General features: G+C 46.7%; 11 protein-coding genes and 1 pseudogene. 10 read left to right on the top strand and 2 right to left on the bottom strand.

Annotation, left to right across the window (positions count from 1 at the left end):
- The first annotated feature begins 102 nt into the window (after positions 1-102).
- From uvrA to ACWGOO_RS11815, 3 genes are all read left to right on the top strand, one after another.
- Entirely contained in the window at positions 103-2964 is a 2862-nt protein-coding gene (gene uvrA, locus ACWGOO_RS11825) for an excinuclease ABC subunit UvrA (protein WP_452483573.1), read from the top strand.
- 314 nt (positions 2965-3278) lie between these two features.
- Positions 3279-4475 carry a hypothetical protein gene (locus ACWGOO_RS11820; RefSeq protein ID WP_452484005.1) on the top strand — a complete coding sequence of 399 codons (1197 nt, stop codon included), beginning with the start codon at positions 3279-3281 and terminating at the stop codon, positions 4473-4475.
- Between the two features lie 35 nt (positions 4476-4510).
- Positions 4511-4786 (top strand): hypothetical protein, encoded by a 276-nt coding sequence (locus tag ACWGOO_RS11815; RefSeq protein ID WP_452483571.1) that lies wholly within the window; start codon positions 4511-4513, stop codon positions 4784-4786.
- Between the two features lie 69 nt (positions 4787-4855).
- On the opposite strand, the gene ACWGOO_RS11810 is transcribed toward ACWGOO_RS11815, so the two are convergent.
- On the bottom strand, positions 4856-6481 hold the full coding sequence (locus ACWGOO_RS11810) for a nitrite/sulfite reductase (RefSeq protein ID WP_452483569.1): 1626 nt from the start codon (positions 6479-6481) through the stop codon (positions 4856-4858).
- A gap of 341 nt (positions 6482-6822) precedes the next feature.
- Between ACWGOO_RS11810 and ACWGOO_RS11805 the strand changes: the two genes are divergently transcribed.
- From ACWGOO_RS11805 to galU, 5 genes and pseudogenes are all read left to right on the top strand, one after another.
- Entirely contained in the window at positions 6823-8061 is a 1239-nt protein-coding gene (locus tag ACWGOO_RS11805; RefSeq protein ID WP_452483567.1) for a S1C family serine protease, read from the top strand.
- 48 nt (positions 8062-8109) lie between these two features.
- Positions 8110-10023, top strand: coding sequence for a stalk domain-containing protein (locus ACWGOO_RS11800; protein WP_452483565.1), 1914 nt, complete (start codon positions 8110-8112; stop codon positions 10021-10023).
- Between the two features lie 483 nt (positions 10024-10506).
- Positions 10507-13017 carry a DUF3656 domain-containing U32 family peptidase gene (locus ACWGOO_RS11795; protein ID WP_452483563.1) on the top strand — a complete coding sequence of 837 codons (2511 nt, stop codon included), beginning with the start codon at positions 10507-10509 and terminating at the stop codon, positions 13015-13017.
- Between the two features lie 226 nt (positions 13018-13243).
- Positions 13244-13939 (top strand): annotated as a pseudogene (locus ACWGOO_RS11790) (DEAD/DEAH box helicase); the annotation flags it as partial.
- Positions 13940-14058: 119 nt separating this feature from the next.
- Entirely contained in the window at positions 14059-14952 is an 894-nt protein-coding gene (galU, locus tag ACWGOO_RS11785; RefSeq protein ID WP_452483561.1) for a UTP--glucose-1-phosphate uridylyltransferase GalU, read from the top strand.
- A 77-nt stretch (positions 14953-15029) separates the two neighbouring features.
- Here galU and ACWGOO_RS11780 read toward each other — a convergent pair whose 3' ends face one another.
- Complete coding sequence (locus ACWGOO_RS11780) at positions 15030-17486, bottom strand: Wzy polymerase domain-containing protein (protein WP_452483559.1); 2457 nt, start codon at positions 17484-17486, stop codon at positions 15030-15032.
- Between the two features lie 135 nt (positions 17487-17621).
- Here ACWGOO_RS11780 and ACWGOO_RS11775 point away from each other — a divergent pair, with 135 nt between their 5' ends.
- Positions 17622-18425 (top strand): ABC transporter permease, encoded by an 804-nt coding sequence (locus ACWGOO_RS11775; RefSeq protein ID WP_452483557.1) that lies wholly within the window; start codon positions 17622-17624, stop codon positions 18423-18425.
- Complete coding sequence (locus ACWGOO_RS11770; protein ID WP_452483555.1) at positions 18422-19726, top strand: ABC transporter ATP-binding protein; 1305 nt, start codon at positions 18422-18424, stop codon at positions 19724-19726. Before ACWGOO_RS11775 ends, ACWGOO_RS11770 begins: the two co-directional genes overlap by 4 nt.
- Position 19727: the final 1 nt, after the last annotated feature.

Here is a 19727-nt window from a genome sequence, read left to right as displayed (position 1 = left end):
AGAGGGCGGCCCATGTGGTCGTTCTCTTTGCGATATATCACTTGCATGGGTATTCCATCGGAATATAGCATGTCATGAACTATGGTTAAGGGGATGAAACATTTGGCGAATGAAAGCATCATCATCAAAGGCGCACGGGCGCATAATCTCAAAAATATTGACGTGACCATCCCAAGGGACAAATTTGTCGTCCTGACGGGGCTAAGTGGCTCAGGTAAATCGTCACTGGCTTTCGATACGATCTATGCAGAAGGACAGCGGCGTTATGTGGAGTCTTTATCCGCGTATGCGCGTCAATTCCTGGGGCAGATGGAGAAACCGGATGTGGATTCCATTGACGGACTGTCTCCTGCGATTTCCATTGACCAAAAGACTACGAGCCGTAACCCGCGTTCTACCGTAGGTACGGTTACGGAGATTTATGACTATTTACGGCTGCTGTTTGCCCGAATTGGTCACCCTCATTGTCCTGAACATGGCGTTGAAATCACATCACAAACGGTTGAACAAATGGTGGACCGTATTTTGCAATACCCTGAAAAGACAAGGCTGCAAATTTTGGCTCCATTGGTTTCGGGACGCAAAGGGGAGCATAAAACGCTGTTTGCGGATATTGCCAAGCAAGGCTTTGTACGGGTGCGTGTCAATGGCGAACTGCGTGAGTTATCCGAAAAGATTGAGCTGGAGAAAAACAAGAAGCATTCCATCGAAGTGGTTGTAGACCGGATCGTGGTTAAGGAGGATGTGCGTGCACGTCTGTCCGATTCTATTGAAACAGCATTGAACCTTTCGGGAGGTCAGTTGCTGGTGGACATGATGGGGCAAGAAGAGCTGCGCTTTAGTTCTAATTTTGCCTGCCCGATCTGTGGTTTCAGTATAGACGAGCTGTCGCCGCGGATGTTCTCTTTTAACAGTCCGTTTGGCGCTTGCCCGGATTGTGACGGATTGGGCATTAAAATGGTAGTCGACCCCGACCTGCTCATTCCTGACCCGGAAAAAAGTGTAGAAGGTGGAGCATTTCAGGCGTGGAGTGGAGGAACTTCCACCTATTATCCGCAATTTTTACAGTCCGTATGCGAGCATTATAGTATTCCACAGAACATTCCTGTCAATCAGCTGACCACGGAACAAATGAACACCATATTACATGGAACGGGCGATCAGAAGATCCAATTCCGTTATGAAAATGATTTTGGTCAACGCAAGGAAGCCTATGTGACCTTCGAGGGAATTATCCCGAATCTGGAGCGTCGCTATCGGGACACGGCTTCTGATGGTATCCGTGAATTTATTGAAGGATTTATGAGCGCAAAACCCTGTAGCACCTGTAAGGGACATCGTTTGAAGAAGGAAACCCTGGCGGTGACTATTCAGGAGCGTAACATTGCCTATGTAACGGATTTGTCCATCGGCGAAGCGTCTCAATTTTTTAAAACGCTGGTGTTGAGTGAGAAAGAGCAGTCCATTGCCAATCTCATTCTTAAGGAAATTAACAGCCGTTTGGGATTCCTCGTTAATGTCGGATTGGAATACCTGACCTTAAGTCGTGCAGCGGGCACGTTATCCGGTGGTGAGGCACAACGTATCCGGTTGGCGACACAGATCGGTTCCAGCCTGATGGGCGTACTGTATATTTTGGACGAGCCAAGCATTGGGTTGCACCAGCGGGATAATGACCGACTGATTAGTGCATTGGAGCATATGCGAAATCTCGGGAATACACTGATTGTGGTGGAGCATGACGAAGATACGATGATGGCAGCCGATTATATTATTGATATCGGGCCGGGGGCCGGAATCCACGGCGGAATGATCATGTCACAGGGGACTCCGCAGGAAGTCATGGAAGACCCGAATTCCTTAACCGGGCAATATTTGAGCGGGCGCAAGTTCATTCCGGTCAATACCGAACGGCGCAAGCCTACGGATAAGTGGCTGGAGGTCCGCGGGGCTAAGGAGAACAATCTCAAAAATGTGAATGTTAAAATCCCGTTAGGTGTTTTCACGGCTGTTACTGGCGTATCCGGTTCCGGGAAGTCAACGCTGGTCAACGAAATCCTATACAAAACGCTGGCGCGTGATCTGAATCGGGCCAGAGTGCGTCCAGGTCAACATAAGGAAATTCGCGGGCTTGAGAATATCGATAAGGTCGTTGAGATTGATCAGTCTCCGATCGGCCGCACGCCGCGTTCAAATCCTGCAACCTACACCGGGGTATTTGATGATATTCGTGATTTATTTTCAAAAACAAATGAGGCCAAGGTCCGAGGCTACCAAAAAGGTCGCTTTAGCTTTAACATTAAGGGTGGTCGCTGCGAGGCTTGCAAGGGCGACGGCATTATCAAGATTGAAATGCACTTTCTGCCGGATGTATATGTTCCGTGTGAAGTGTGTAAGGGCAAACGCTATAATCGGGAAACTCTTGAAGTGAAGTACAAAAGTAAAAGCATTGCCGATGTGCTGGAAATGACAGTAGAGGATGCGACAGAGTTTTTTGAAAATATTCCGAAGATTCATCGCAAGATTCAGACGCTGCTGGATGTAGGTTTGGGATATATCAAGCTGGGACAGCCTGCGACTACCTTGTCCGGGGGCGAAGCGCAGCGCGTGAAGCTGGCTTCCGAACTGTATCGTCGCAGCACGGGTAAGACGATTTACATTTTGGACGAGCCGACAACGGGTCTGCATGTTCACGATATTGACAGATTGCTGACGGTGCTGCATCGTCTGGTTGATTCGGGAGAAACAGTATTGGTCATTGAGCATAATCTGGATGTGATTAAAACAGCCGATTATCTGATTGATTTGGGACCGGAAGGCGGTAGCGGCGGCGGAACGATTTTGGCTACGGGAACACCTGAGCAGCTCGTGAAGGTCGAGGAATCTTATACAGGACGGTATTTGAAGCCAATCCTTGAACGGGATACACAGCGCAGCCAAGCGCTTCAGACAGCCGATCTGTAGACATCATTTAAGTAAGTCTTGTAAGCCCCACACAGGTATGAAGGCAGAATACGAATTAGCGTATTCGTTCCTTTGCCTTGGTGGGGCTTTATTTCGTGAAAAAGAGAAGTTTTATCCAAGTCTTGCGTTAAAGCATGTGACACATAGTTTACCAAGCGCTGGTAAAATAAATCTATACGGATATTCATCGGTAGAAAGTCTCTGAGCAGTCATCATTTTGGAGTTTAAAATGTTTGGGCTTGGGCCTTACATCCAAGGTTTTAAAAAACATTTCTGAGGTAAAGTCATGAAGGGAGCTGGAATGTTTGAAGGGAATGCAAAACGGGTTTCTACGTACACGTGTTTATTCATGGACAGCAGGAGTTGCTTTAGCGGCATTGGTCATGGGGTTTAGCGCTGTTCCGTCTTATGCATCCGAGGCGGCTATGCCCAAGCAGGCTGAAATTGAAACAAGCGCGGCGATTGGAAGCTTTGAGGATGAAGGGAATCCACACAATTATATTCAGCCCGCAGCGAATGGTGGGTTTCTGGTACTGAACATCGAAAACAACACCCAGACAAGTATGGCGCATGTCACGTACGGCATGCTGGACAGCTCGCTGGAGGGTGTGTGGAAACATGAGCTGGATCTGAACGTGCAATCTGGTGCAAGCAGTAGGGGAGTCCAGCGGGAGACGGCGGATGGTGGCTCGCTGCTGCTTATCGACTATACGAAGCCGGATGGGATACGGGAGTTACAGGTTTCACGGTTAGATAAGGACGGGAATAGCGTGTGGTCAAGAACGTTACAAAAGGATGGATTGGCATCCCATGGACAGAACTCCCTTATAGGTTTGGAACCGCTTGCGGACGGGGGATTTCTTGTATCCTCTCTGAACCGGGCGGGACAAGCATTTACCGTACGCAAATACTCAGAAACTGGTGAAGAGCTGTGGAACCGAACGAAGGATGGGGTGACCTCAGGTTGGCTGGTCGGCAATCACGATGGATATTTTGCACTTATGAACAGTCCGCATGGCCCGGTAGGGGTACAGGCAGATGTGTACGGCCAGGAAATCCGTAACATTAAGTTCGATTTGGGCTCTGGTAAAGACATTACAGAAGTACGGGAGTTGCCTGGCGGCCATATTGCCGTGACAGGGCTTAAAGGGAACAGCAAGCGCACACAGATTTTGAACAATGGGCTGCAATTGCTCGGCGATACAAAGGATTATCCGGTTGACCGGGTATATCTGCCGGAGGAGCAGGTATACGTCCAGTTTAGTGACCGATATGATCCGATGGGAAGAACCACGAAGATGCATGGGATCACGATCACAGGCTCGCAAGGAAACGGTACGAAGATTTGGGAAACTACTACCTATTACAAGGAAGACAATTCCTTCCGCATCCGATATGACACGGGACTCATATACAAAATACCGACAGGCTATGCAGTGGTGACATCCACATCCAGCGGCGCCCGAAAACCAGTAGTGCTCGATTTTGCGAAAATATTGATACTGGAATAATCGAGGTCAGGAATCAGAAGCTTATTGTGTTTATTATGGAGCTGAAATCTCGAAATCCTGATGATGGCATTAAACAGCTAAGAGCAGGAAAACACTTTGTTGACTATGTACTGAGTATGGTAAAGTTGAAATACTCATGGGTTTCAATCGACTATGATGTGAAATATATTATTTTTCACACGAACGGACGAAAAAATCCTAAAACCAGATCAGATCGTAAAAGTCATAAGGCCAAATATACGAGCAAGCGCGGATTAGAGATTGCTTATGGGAAGTGCAACGAGTCACATTCTTTGGACTATTTTATTTAAGGATAAAAATACAGCCATCGTGTCACAATTTCAAGTGATTAGATGGCTGTTTCTATTTACTTATAAGACTCAGGAAGCAGCGGTGCTGGCCTGCAAAATAGCAGATAGCTTTTCCTGAAAAGTCGGAATGCCTACCCGTTGTACATACGCATAAAAGGTTTCGTCGGCATTTCGATTTTCTTTGTAAAACAGAATCAGTTCTGCCAGCACAGGGCCGACCTGATCACCACGTACGCGGCCTTTGAGCGCTTTATTGAACTGGGCACCCGATCCGAGCGCTCCGCCGACAGCAATGTCGAATGCTTCGACCACACCTTCGGGTGTCTTAATAAGCGAGCCTTGCAGACCGATGTCCGCAATATGCTTTTGTCCGCAGGAATTCGGGCAGCCGATGAAATGAATGCGCACTTTTTCATCCAGCTCTACGTGCTGATCTAAATACTCGGCAACGTCAACCGCCCGCCTTTTAGTCTCCACAATCGCCAGATTGCAGAATTCATTCCCGGTGCATGAAACTGTACGACTCATAAAATGCTTGGGCTGTGGCGTCAGGCGTTGCAGCACGGGAGCCTGTAGTAATTCATCTACCTGGTCGTCCGGAACACCGCTCAGTAAAATATTTTGCGACATAGTGGTACGAATCTGTCCGTCACCGTAGCGGTCAGCCAGCTCAGCCAACTCGTGCAGCTCGTCAGCATCCAGGCGGCCGACTGGAACGTTCAGGCCAACATAGTTTAGACCCTGCTGCGCTTGTGGATGCACACCGTCAAAATAAGCTGCTTGCCAGCCGATCGTTTTATCCTCGCCTCGGCCCGGCATTTCGCCGATATACTCGGTGAGCTTGGCTAAAAACTTTTCCGGGCCCCAATCGGCGATGAGGAATTTCAGGCGAGCATGGTGTCGTTTTTCCCGATAGCCGTAATCACGGAAAATGGTGGTGACTGCAATGGAAACCTTCAAAACTTCTTCAGGACGGACAAACAGGTCCAGCGATTGCGCCAAATGCGGCTTGGCGGATAAACCTCCGCCGACCATCACATGGAAGCCGATGACTTCTTCCCCGTCGATCGCTTTAATAGCTGGCGTAAAGGACAAATCGTTAATTTCAGCCTGCGCGTTATTGTACGTATTACCGGAGATGGACATTTTGTATTTTCGCGGTAGATTGGAGAAGTCCCGATTTAACACGAAAAAACGGTTGACTTCATCCACAATGTCCTTGGTGTCGACCAATTCATTCGGATCAATGCCGGCCAGTGGATTGCCAACAATGGTACGCGGGCAGTCGCCGCAAGCCTCAAAAGAGTACAAATCTACTTTTTCCAGCCGCTCGAAAATATCAGGTAAGTCTTGAACCGTCAGCCAGTGAAACTGAATAGCCTGACGGGTGGTGACATCAACGAGGCCGCGTCCGTACAGCGTGGCTATGTCCGCTAATGCATGTGCCTGCGCTGATGTCATGATACCTGTGTTAATGCGGACACGCATCATGAAATGACCATCCTTGGGCTTTTGCTGATACACTCCGGCCCATTTGAAACGATCCATATCGTCCGCTGAGATCGAATCGAAGCCTTCACTTGCATAGTTTTCGATAATGGTGCGTATGACGTCGAGGCCGTCCTTTTCCAGCTTGGTAAATTCGAATTTGTTCAGTTTATCGGGATGAGCGGTCCAGATTGGTTCGTAAGCCATCCTTGTAGCCTCCTTCACAAGTGTTGTTTGCAGGGATTCAAGATTATGCTTTATTTCCGACAATAGAACTGAGATATAATGTGATGGTATCACAGTTGGATGTGCGCGTAAACGGAGAAATGGCCCAAACGCTATAACGATTATTTATCGTTTTTGCTTATTTTTTTGATATAAGGGTTTGGTAGTTTTATAGTATAAATTACATGAGGGGTCATGTAAGCAGCAAACGGAGCTTTTTTAGAAAAAGATAGGGCTTAAAGCGATTGTATGCGTGTCTCCTCTATGGTAGATTTGGACTAACTGATAGAACAGGGTCATGCTAGAGAGGAAAGGGTGAACATATGTGTAAGTTGGGGAGAAGGGCTGTCATACTGGCTTTGTGCAGCGCTTTGTGTGTTTCTGGAACAGCAGGTGCAGCCAGCAGTGGAAATGCTTTGAAGGCAAAGGTCATTAACGGCGGGGTCTATGTCAATGTAGGCGATGTGAATAAAGTATTAGGAACCAGCGGCGCGTATAACAGCGCAAATGGTACATATACGTTATCGGCCGATCGTGTGCCGCAGGTGGTTAAAAATGTATCTCCCTCTGTGGTAGGTATCATTGGTCGCTCAGCAACGGGACAAACCGCAGGTGGAGATCGGTACAACCTTGCTCACGGCACGGGGGTCATTATCCGGTCAGATGGATGGATCGTCACAAATGCGCATGTCATTGAAGGATTAAATGATGCTGTGGTCGTGACCTCGGACGGTAAATCTTACAGTATTACAGATAGCTACAGCGATCCGGTCAGTGACTTGGCATTGGTTAAAATCAAAGCAAGCAGTCTTAAATCTGCTACCTTAGCAGACTCGCCGAATAATCTTCAAGTAGGAGAGCAGGTAGTGGCTATCGGTACGCCCATTTCCTTTTCCCTGCGTAATTCGGCAACTTCGGGTGTCGTCAGCGGATTAAACCGTGGAGTCAATGCTGCTTATCGTCTCATCCAAAGCGATACCGCGATCAATCCTGGTAACAGCGGCGGTCCGCTCGTAAACCTCAAGGGCGAGGTAATCGGGATCAATACGATGAAATTTTCGGCTGTCGGTATTGAAAATATGGGCTTTTCGATTCCTTCGGATACGGTAAAATATGTTATTGCTCAGTTTTTTAAGTATGGTGAGGTTCGGCGTGCCAGTCTTGGTCTAGGGTTGGAAGAGAGCTGGTCGGCTATCGTGGGGCTGCCTACGGAGGACCCTTTGAAAGTCACAAAAATTACTTCAGTCAGTGCTGTTCTGGCCAAGATCAAGGAAGGCGACGAGTTATATAGTATAAACGGCAAGCGTGTGGCTTCCGTGATCGACGTTAACGAGATGCTTAAAAGCTATCAGCCGGGGCAGACGGTGAGCTTGCTCATGCAGACGGACGGCGATATTGTGCAACGCAAGTTGGTACTGTCACAGGATAATGGTGAAATTTATGAATCTAATCAGGTCGGAGAGGATTCCGGGGACTCGAATGAGTCGGCTGATGATGGCAATGTAGTGCCGTCCAAGAAAGCATCTGAGTCGGTCCAAGAGGCGGCCGCTACAGGGAAGTAAATGAAAACGGATCGTTATGATATCAAATATAGCTAGAGGGAGATTACTGTGAAGCATATCCAAAGAAAAATGATGCATAAGCTGGGAGCTGGCGCCGTTGCATTGTCTGTTCTGCTATCTGCATTGCCAGCAGTTGCGGCGGACAGCGATAAACCGATCTTGGAGCTGCGTCTGCAAGGTGGTAGTAATAAAGCCATCGTGAACGGTCAGAATGCAAGTATTGCAAAACCCTATTCGAAAAGCGGTTCACTGATGGTTCCGGCTGGTGTGTTCAAAAAAGCATTTAAAAGTAAAATTCGACTGGCTGAAGATAATGTGGTCAAAATTAGCAGCGGCGCTCACGTCGTATCGTTAACCATCGGTAGCCGTACAGCCTGGGTGAGCGGTCATAAAGTGACGCTTCCTGCCCCACCGGAAATGTCATCAGGTATCCTGATGGTTCCGCTGCGTCAAGTAGCAGAAGGCCTCGGAGGCAAGCTGGAGAAGAATGGTGCGGGAATGATCATTCGGATGGAGGCGCAAGAAGAGGCAGGCACGGTAGCTGATGAGACGCCGAGCTTTGATAAGGATGAGGGCAAGACGCAGATCGGGAACAGTTACTATGATTGGTCCATGAACTATCCAACAGGGCTGGTCATCGGTCAGGGTGGTGGGGATGAGAGTATTTCCACTTTTATGGACGAGGATAGTGCGTATTATATGGAAGTGCATACGGCCTCACAGCCGGTCCCGTTGAATGCGGACGATCTTCTCCAACAATTGGTGCAAACAGCCAAAGAGACGGGAGAAATCGTTGTAGATCGAAAATCCTTCCCGAAATCAAAGGTACCTTATGCGCGTGTCATTACGAAGGATGGAGATGGCGTGCTGTGGGAAAACCGTCAGTATTATGACAACGGGCGATTGTATGTGATTTATTTTTCTGATGCTAAAGCAACGAACTATAAGGATCTCGCACAGTATGCGAGTCTACTAAATTCCTTTAAGACTTCCTTCAATGCACAGGATAAAAGTATTAAAGACCTGTCGACCGTCATGGGGGGCACACGTGAGGCTGGAAACCCGGACTATGGTGTGACGCTGAACATACCGGCAGGTTGGAAAATGGACGATCAGCGGATGCAGTACGAAAGCAATGATGGATCGAATTTCCGCTTGAAAGTGACTTCAGCTCCTGCGGATGCCACGTTGGAGAACTGGGGACAACAGCTACAAAAGTGGCTGAGTGATTCATTTGTATCTACAGCTTATGAGACCCAGAAGACCTATCCACTTAAGGTGGCGGGGGTTCAGGGCTTGGTTCAGGAGTATCGTTACAACTTTGGCGACGGATGGGTCAAGGAATACAACGTGCTGATTCAGCAAAATGGATACCGCTATCTGGCTGAATACGCTGTGCCGGAAAAAGTAAGCAAAGAGAACGACCAGTTCAATGCGCTCATCTCCTCGCTTCAAATCGATTTCCAAACCGTAGCGGGCAACTTCGGACAGTTGGAAGAGGACGATTATTTGGCAGACAAAACGAAAACGATCAAAAAGACTTCCAAAGCCTATGGGTACACAGTAAATATTCCACGATACTGGACAGCGATCAGTGACCAATTTGAATTAGGTGATGTGGAATACCAGTTTACTGGAGGACGCTTCTCTATCAAAGTCGACAATGACCAATCGTTCGAGTTAACGGTATCCCGGCTCAAGGACTTTTACGATAAGCAGGGTAAAAGCTACAAAAACCTCAAGGTTGAAGAGGTTAAGGACGTGACGTTCGCCGGAGTTCCGGCAGCTTCCTTTACATTCCACCGCGTGGAAGAAGGCATTGGCTATACAGGCCGCCAAATTGTTCTGGAGCGTGACGGAAAAACGTATACCGTGGCAACGACGCTGAATGACGCAAACAATACGGCTGTGCAGTCTACTGCACTGGATTCGACGCTGAATTCGTTTAATTTTGTGAAGTAGAGGGAGTGGGAAAAGGTTAGACAGTTATGGCGGGGGAGCGCTACGCGAGCCATCTGCTCCTGCGATCGCTGCGCTTCTACGGATTCAAATGGTCCGCTTCGCTGGTACCCGCCATAAGAGTGTTAATCTTTTTAAAGAGTGAGTGAGGTAGGAAGCACCCCCAAAGTACCATTTGACGGAATTGGGGGTGTTTTTTGTGATGTAGCGAGATATTTTTGCAAGGAATCGTTTGGAAAGAGTAGAAGCTTGGGACGCAGTCTGGTACACTAGATTAGTTACAAGATAAGAATGATTATGCCGCAAATGTTTGTCATGCGGATTTTTTGAGTTGGATGTCATTGATCCCGTGAGCCTATGGTTCAGAGTAGGGATGATCGGATAGGATGATAGTTCATGAGGTTTTAAAATAAGCAGCATAGCTGCCTTGAAGAATAACGATTAGCCCAAGGATAACAGTTATTTCTCAGCATAGGGAGGACAATGATGAAAGCAGCAGTACGAAGAGAAGATGTCGAGCTTCTGGCACCGGCCGGTGACTGGGATTGCATGCGTGCGGCGGTAGCGAACGGGGCCGATGCGATCTTTTTCGGAGTGGAAAAGTTCAACGCACGGGCGCGGGCGAACAATTTCCGTATGGATGAACTGCCTGAAATTATGGCGTTTTTGCATAGCTATGGGGTTAAAGGCTTTTTGACATTCAATATATTGGTGTTTGAAAACGAGCTGGAGGATGCCAAGGAGCTGGTCGATGCTTGCGTGGATGCGGGTGTGGACGCGTTGCTTGCACAGGATATGGGTTTGGTGAAAATGGTTCGCGATATTTCACCGGATTTTCCGATCCATGGCTCTACCCAGATGACGATTACCTCGCCGGAGGCGGTAGAGTTTACGAAACCGTACAACATTGAACGGGTTGTGCTCGGACGTGAAAATAACTTAAAACAGATTCAAAAAATAGGTGAGCAAGCGAGACTTCCGATGGAAGTATTCGTGCATGGCGCGTTATGCGTATCTTACTCGGGTCAATGCTTGACTTCTGAAATGTGGGGCGGACGCTCTGCGAACCGTGGTGAATGTGCACAGGCATGTCGTTTGCCATACGATCTGATGGTGGATGGCGAGCAAAAGCCGATGGCCGATGTGACGTATCTGTTGTCACCTAAGGACTTGGCTGCCATTGATCTGCTGCCAGAATTAATTGACGCGGGCGTCATCTCTTTTAAAATCGAAGGACGATTGAAAACGCCTGAATATGTAGCCAACGTGGTCAGCAAGTACCGCAAGGCGATTGATAAGTATTTTGAAGGTGACACTTCCAAGACCAGCAAAGAAGATATCCGCGAGCTTCAACAAAGTTTTTCACGCGGCTTTACGCACGGTTTTCTGGAAGGAACGAATAACAAGAAGCTGGTTGACGGTACGTTCCCGAAAAGCCGGGGCGTTTATCTGGGCCGGGTGGAACAAATCCTTCGTGACGGCGTAGTGTGCCGTATTGATGCACCGCTGAAACGTGGCGACGGTATTGTATTCGATGCGGGAGATCCCACGCAAAAAGAAGAAGGCGGACGCGTATACGATATCCGCCGCAAGGGTGTAAAGATCGAAGGCGAAGCCGGAGAAGGCTGGATCATCGACATCGTAGCGGGACGCAACGATGTGGATCTGCGCCGTGTACATGTCGGCGACCGCATTTGGAAGACCAACGACCCGGCGCTGGACAAGCGTCTGCGCCAGACGTACGACACCGACAAGCCGTACCGTGTCTTCCCGGTACATGTGCGTGTCAGCGGCTCCCCAGGGCAGCCGCTGTCGACCTGGTGGACCGATGTGCAGAAAGGCACGACGGTCCGCGTGGATTCCGAGCTGGAACTTGAAATCGCCCAGAAGCGTCCAATGACGCGCGAACTGCTCGAAGAACAGTTCGGCCGACTGGGCGGAACGGTGTTCCAACTGGAAGAAATGGACGTCCACCTGCATGGGGACGTCATCGTGCCGATGCGCGAGCTGAACAGCATCCGCCGTCAGGCGGTGGAATTGCTCGCGGGCGAGCGCCCCAAACCGCCCGTGTACACGAAGCGGGCGGTAGAGGTGTATGGCGATGCATCGGTTCCCGCATCGCCAGTGGCACGCGGTCAGGCAGAGCTGACCGCGCTGTGCCGCAGCCTCCCACAGGTTGAGGCTGCGCTGGAGGCCGGCGTGGAGTTCATTTACGCCGACTTCGAGTTCATCAAGCAATTCCCGGCAGCCGTAGAGGCTGTGCACGCCGCAGGGCGTCGAATTGCGCTAGTGACCCCGCGTATTCACATGCCGGGTGAAAACGGCTACCACAACAACATCCTGCGGCTCAAGCCAGATGCTGTGCTGGTACGCAATCCGGGGGCGCTGTATTTCTACATGCGTCATCGGTTAGAAAATCCGGACGCACATCATCCGCAGCTGATCGGTGACTTCTCGCTGAATGTTGCCAACCACAAAGCGGCTGATCTGTTCCTGGATTCCGGCTGTGACCTCGTTACGCCGTCGTATGACCTGAACATCCAGCAAATGGTCGATATGCTCCGACGCACGCGTACCGATAAGCTGGAGATCGTGATTCAGCAGCATATGCCGATGTTCCATACCGAACATTGCGTATACTGCACCTTCATGAGCGAAGGCACGGACTACACCAACTGCGGGCGTCCTTGTGAGGACCATCGAGCATCCCTGCGCGACCGTATTGGTATGTCTCACCCCGTTCGTGTGGACGAAGGCTGCCGCAACACAGTTTACAACGCCATCGAGCAATCCGGCGCCGAGTACCTGTCCAACTTTATGGAACTGGGTGTGTCCCGCTACCGCGTGGAGTTTTTGGAGGAGACACCGGAGCAGGTACGAGAGGTGATTGACCTCTACAACCGTGCCTTGCGCGGAGAGATCAGCGGTACGCAAGTCTGGAAGACGCTTAAAGCGACGAACCAACTGGGTGTTACACGCGGGCAGTTGGTGAAATAGTGTTTCTGAAGCAAGCGTAATAACTCACTTGATGAATTCCATAGGAATTCATCAAGGCGAATATAGCAGACCGTTCCCCTCTTCCGGGTAGCGGTCTGCTTTTGTTTATAAGCTAACAAAGCTTCTTCTCTCATTAGTAAATTTCGGTGTATCGTATGGGGGAATACTGTACAATGGACTTACTATTGTGCTGAAAATATAGGAAGTTACCCATATCATAAGCCTAAAGCTATCCGGAGAGCAAAAGAAGCTCTATGCCGCATACCTGTCTCAACTACAGGATGACACCATTCAAGATTTGCAAACAAATGGAATTCAAAAGAGCCGTATGAAAATTTTGGCAGGAATTACCCAGCTGCGCCAGTTGTGCTGTCATCCCTCCCTCTTTGTGGAGGATTATCGAGGCTCCTCGGGCAAGATGGAACAGTTGTTGGAGACCGTTGCCGAGGCACGCGCCAGCGGTAGACGTATGCTCGTCTTCTCCCAGTTCACCAGCATGTTGGACATAATCCGTTCCGCACTGGAAAAGGAGGGGGCAGGAGTATTCTATCTGAGCGGTAGCACCCCTGCGCGTGACCGAGTAGATATGTGCCGCCGCTTTAACGAAGGAGAGAACGACGTGTTCCTGATTTCCCTCAAGGCAGGTGGAACGGGTCTGAACTTGACCGGAGCCGACACGGTTATCTTGTACGACCTGTGGTGGAACCCCGCCGTCGAGGAACAAGCCGCCGGACGCGCCCACCGCATGGGCCAGAAACGCGTCGTTCAAGTCATCCGTCTCGTCGCCGAAGGCACCATTGAGGAGACTATGCTGGAGCTTCAACAGCGTAAGAAGGACCTTATCAAGGACGTTCTAGATCCGGCCGAAGGCCCATCATCCACACTTACCGAGGAGGACATCCGGGAATTGTTGAGGGTATAGTAGGGGAAGTCCAGTTCATATCGGAAAATATAGCATACACTATTAAAATAGTTCACCTTCTTGTTATAATCATAGACAGTATATCTATCCGCTATATTGAAAACAAAGGAGCTTAACCCATGAAAATCCGTAAAGCGATTATTCCTGCTGCGGGATTAGGAACCCGTTTTCTCCCTGCTACCAAAGCGATGCCCAAAGAAATGCTTCCGATTGTAGATAAGCCAACCATTCAATATATTATTGAAGAGGCTGTAGCATCTGGGATTGAAGATATTATTATCGTGACTGGTAAAGGTAAAAGAGCGATTGAGGATCATTTTGATTATTCATTTGAGCTGGAACATAATCTGGCAGCCAAGGAAAAATGGAATCTACTCAATGAGGTGCGCAAGCCATCAGAGATGGCAGATATCCACTATATTCGTCAGAAGGAACCTAAAGGTTTAGGGCACGCTATATGGTGTGCACGTAAATTCATAGGGGATGAGCCTTTTGCTGTACTTTTAGGGGATGACATCGTTGAATCTGAGAATCCATGTCTCAAACAGATGATCGACGTGTTCGACGAGTATCAGCGTTCTGTTGTAGGCGTGAAGCAAGTGGCTTGGAACGAGGTACATCGTTACGGGATTGTTGAGGGTCATGCACTTACCACCAAAATCTCGGAAGCAGAACGTTTGGTAGAAAAGCCAAAGAAGGAAGAAACAACCTCCAACTTGGCGATCATGGGACGCTATATTTTGACACCTGATATTTTCGATATCCTTGGTCAGCAATCTGCAGGAGTAGGCGGGGAGATTCAGTTAACGGACGCATTGTCCAAGCTGGGAGAAAAGAGTCCAATTCTGGCCTACGAGTTTGATGGAAATCGCCATGATGTTGGAGAAAAGTTGGGGTTCATTGAAACAACCATTCATTATGCCCTGCAGCATGTTGAGATTAAAGATGAAGTGCTGGCTTATATGAGACAGGTTATTGAAAAGATTGATCAACAAAAAAAAGTATCACCGTAATAAGCCCCTCTTCCTCAATATAAAAAAGAGACTGCCAGATGATGTGTTATATCACGGCAGCCTCTTTTTGTGTTGCTCTATTTCTCCGATTTCAACTGAGCGATTTGCTCTTTCTCCTTTGGATCAGCTTTAATCAGCTTGTCGTACAAAGCTTTGTCATCCTGTCCCTGCTTTTGCAGAGCGACGATATAATAGCGAGCCATCTCACGATTCGTAGCATCGCTCAAATCATCCTTCAAGCCGTTTTTGAGGATGTTGGCAGCCTCTGCAGGCTTACCTGACATGAACTCAATTTTGCCAGTACTGAGCGCAATGCTTGGGGTTACTTCAAAAGTACGTGTCAATTGAATTTCAGGCGGAACCGTCTTAATATGAGCTACCCCATCCAGAACCTGCTGGTAAGCAGCAAGACCTGCTTGGAAATATTTTTGCTCCTTGGCCGTGTCCTTTTGCTCACGTGCCTGATCACCAAGAGAATAAGCTTGAGTGATCAACATATTGTACCAGTCATTGTCCCATTTAAAGTTGGGAATGTTATTTTCCAAAATGCTGAAGGCCTGCTCATTCTCACCCTTTAATTGTAAAAGGTTAATTTTGGAGTTATACATGATTTTATTATACGGCTCTGCCTTCAGGCCCGTATTTAGCACCTCTATTGCAGCATTATAAAATTCCTCTTTTTTCGTTTGCTGATAAACATTCTTGTACAGTGCAGCCAGTCTTATAACCGAATCCGGATGTGTAGGACGAAGTTCAAGATCTTTATTAATAGCACTTTGAATTTCCTCAAATGATGTACTGGCCGACATGATCTGTTTGGCATATGTGGCAGCATTAGCCGATTGCACGAAGCGAAGACCTACAAATAGCAGCACAATGCTCAGGATACCAATGACTGCACTGTACGTGATCCGGAAACCGGAAGCGCTCATGGATAGGCGTTTAAGCGGCTTGCTGTCCATAGCAGCGGCCATACCACCAAGACTCATAAATACCAGTATGCCCATGAACACGTAACTGAGATTAAAGTCCAACAAGCTATGAAGTAAGATCGAGAGTGTCAAAATAAGATACAGAAAGTGAGAATCCCGATCTTCATCATTTTGTCTAATATAGCCACGAATATATTTGTAGAAAATATATAAGATGAATGACATGAAAATCACGAAACCGAAAATGCCGACCTCAACCAGGTACTGCATGAAAAAGTTATGGGCCTGACGGCTAGTATAAGGATAATCTTGATACTTTTCATACAAAGTAGCCCAACCGCCACCACCGGTTCCAATTACAGGGTAATCTTTAATCAATTTGGCAGCATCCTGATAGAATACAAGTCGCTCCAGTACACTGTGCTGCCGGAAATTGATGTTTTCTAACCGAACCTGGACGTTCTCTGGCAGTACGCTACGCAGGCCAGTTCCAATAAACAGAAAAGCCAGCAAGCCAATCACCACAACCGATCCGACAGGCAGCCACAGGTTAGATAACTTCCGGGAAGTCCACCCTTTGAGGGGACTCTCCAGCTTTGGCGCCAGATAACGTTCAACAAGCCATAGTACGACAGCTACAGCAAGGGAGACACCAATAAGCAATCCCCAGGCCTTGGCCGCCTCTCCGCCGTTATAGGCTTTATCGAGTTGTAATCCCATATTCGTAATCGGAGTCAAGATTGATATAGATGCTGCACCAGCGATGGCACAATGCAAAATCCATATAATTTGGCGTGCCGGTCTAAAGAAAAGCAAAAGCAGCACGAATACGACTGGCAGCATAACCAGACCGCCCCGTGACAAGGTCAGGAATAGCGAGATTAGAATTGGCACCAACATGAAGCCATGAGTAGCTTTGCCATACCATGATTTTGATTTTATCAGACAAAAAACGGCTGCGAATAGGAAAGCCATTAGAAAGGCTGCATATGTATTCGCATATTGAAACACTGATGTCAGCCGGAACCCATTTGAATCTGTCATGACTGCATTGGTATAAAGGTCATGATACACATACTGGCTGAGCCAGCCTACCAGCTTGCCGGCAAGTACCCACTGTCCGAACCAGTTGATAAAGCCAAAGCCTACAATGACATAAGCAACGGTCATAATCAGATTGTGAATAATCTTATTGCCTAACCGATCCTGGAGTAGATAGATTGAGATGATAAACAGAGCGGCATATATGCACTGCACTACTACCATATTCATTGCGAGATAATGAGAAGCTGCTGAAGTTAGCGAAAGCACATACGTCAGGGGAAGCAGTAGTACCAATACAGCCAGCCAATCCCTTTGCTCTTCCAGCTTGAATTTCTTATAATAAGATACGATTGCCAGGATCAAAAGAATCGAGGCGATGATGACAGCCCAATAGAGTGGCTTCTCAAAATCAAGCATTTGCCCATTAAAAAGTGCAGCCTGGAAGGGGGCCCAAGCTAAAAACAAAATGATGCCAACAATTAACACCCAAAACATAGCAGGCCTTTTATCGTCACGGGTCGACGTTTTGGCCTGTTTCCCGTATACTGGATTCGACAAGGTTAACAATCTCCTTTTCTTGTAGATACGTCAATATTTTAGCATAATGACGCAACGGAACCAACTAGCAGTATACCAAGGGGATATTCGGTTGTTTAGATAAAAACTTAATTATAGGAAGAAGAGATATTAAGGATGTATTTAAGAACAACATTAAAAAGTATTTTCAACCATAAATATCTTATTAAAAATTTTATGGTCAAGGATTTAAAAAATCGCTATTCAGGTTCCATGATGGGTTTCTTGTGGTCAATCATCCACCCGTTGACAACTCTTGCAGTCTACTCACTAGTTTTCTCATGGATGTTAAAAATGAGGGTGGGTATGGAACTGGGAACCAATAATTTTACACTGTGGATGTTCGCAGGACTGCTCCCATGGATTTTCTTTTCAGAAACCCTTAACCGTGCTACATCAGTTGTAATTGATAATAGTAACTTAATTAAAAAAACAGTTTTCCCTTCTGAAATTTTGCCGATTTCTTTGTTGCTTTCTAACGCGGTAAATTTTCTAATAGGATTTCTAATATTAATTGGCGGAATGTTTTTTTTAGGTCAACATGTCTCTGGCCTTTCGTTACTTTATGTATTGGTATATATATTCCCTTTGGTTTTGTTCACTCTAGGATTTTGCTGGTTGTGTGCCAGTTTAAATGTTTTCTTTAGAGATTTGGGACAGATCGTAAGTGTAGTTTTGAATATTGTTTTTTATGCCAGCGCAATTATATATCCTTTACATGTTGTACCACAAAAATTCCAAGGTTGGTTTTTCTGGAACCCGTTAATACATGTGGTACAAGGAATAAGAGATGCCTTGTTTAAATTACAGTTCATTGAGGACAGGGAACTTATTTATCTTTATACTTTTTCCATTATAGTGTTTTGTTTGGGGCAATATATATTCCAAAAATCGAAAAAAGGATTTGTTGATGTACTATGATGAAAAACGACTTGGCAATAGAAATTGAAAACATAACGAAGACCTATAAAGTGTATAACAAACCTTATCATAGATTACTGGAGACCTTCAATTTAGGGGAAAAAAATACTGAAATAAACGCTTTGAAAGGAATCTCTTTTAAAGTAGAAAAAGGGAAAACATGCGGTATAGTTGGTCCTAATGGTTCTGGAAAAAGTACACTTCTTCAAGTCCTCACAGGAATTCTGCAACCTACATCTGGATATTTTAACGTGAAAGGTAGGATATCTGCGCTGTTAGAACTTGGTGCGGGTTTTAATCCGGATTATACTGGGAGGGAAAATATATTTTTATACGCTTCCATACTAGGAGTAGAGAAGAAGGAAATTGAAACGAAGATAGATGAAATAATTGATTTTGCTCAAATTGGCGATTTTATTGATAGATCTGTTAAAACATACAGCAGTGGTATGTATGTGAGGTTGGCATTTGCGGTTGCCATCAATGTGGACCCTGATATTCTCATTGTTGATGAGGCGCTCGCAGTAGGAGATGAGAGTTTTCAAAGAAAATGCTTTAGAAAGTTCGAGGAACTAAAAGAAAAGGGCGTCACTATATTGTTCGTAACTCACAGTTTGGGGCTAGTTAAGCAATTTTGTGATGAAGCCGTTCTAGTTTATAAAGGGGAACTTATCGAGCAAGGACACCCGAATCACGTCATAAATGTATATACTAAGCTTATTGCTGAAATGGAAAATGGAGTGAAAGTCACTAAGCCAACAGAAAAAAGTAAAGATATCCCGATTTTGGGCGAATCAAAATTGTTGGATAGCGAACAAGCTCCTTCTGAGTATAGATACGGCAATGGGGAAGGGAAGATTATATCCTTTAGGTTAGATGGCGAAGACGGGAATAAATCGAGGATATACAGGCATGGGGAAAAAATAACAATTTCCCTTAAACTCCAGTATTACAAGGATACTTATTCTTCACTTGCTGCCTATACGATTAAAACTGTTTCAGGGGTCGAAATAACCGGAACGAATACCAGTTTTGAGGGCTTGGATTTAAAAAATTATAAGAAAAATGATATTTTAAATGTCGTCTTTACACAAAACACAATATTAAATGCAGGCGATTATGTAGTTTCTTTGGGGTTTATTGAATTAGTCGATGATAACATCGTAGTCATGGATAGAAGATATGATGTTTTAACTTTTAAAGTGGCAGAAACCAAAAAAGCAGCCGGCCTTGTAGATCCTAAAGTTGAAATAAATATTAGTAAAGTAATGGATAACTTAACTTTAGAGAGCTCGGAGTGAT

The organism is Paenibacillus sp. NPDC055715, from assembly GCF_053617595.1.
The sequence above is the reverse complement of the archived record's forward strand: the minus strand, read 5'-3'. Positions and strand labels throughout refer to the sequence as shown.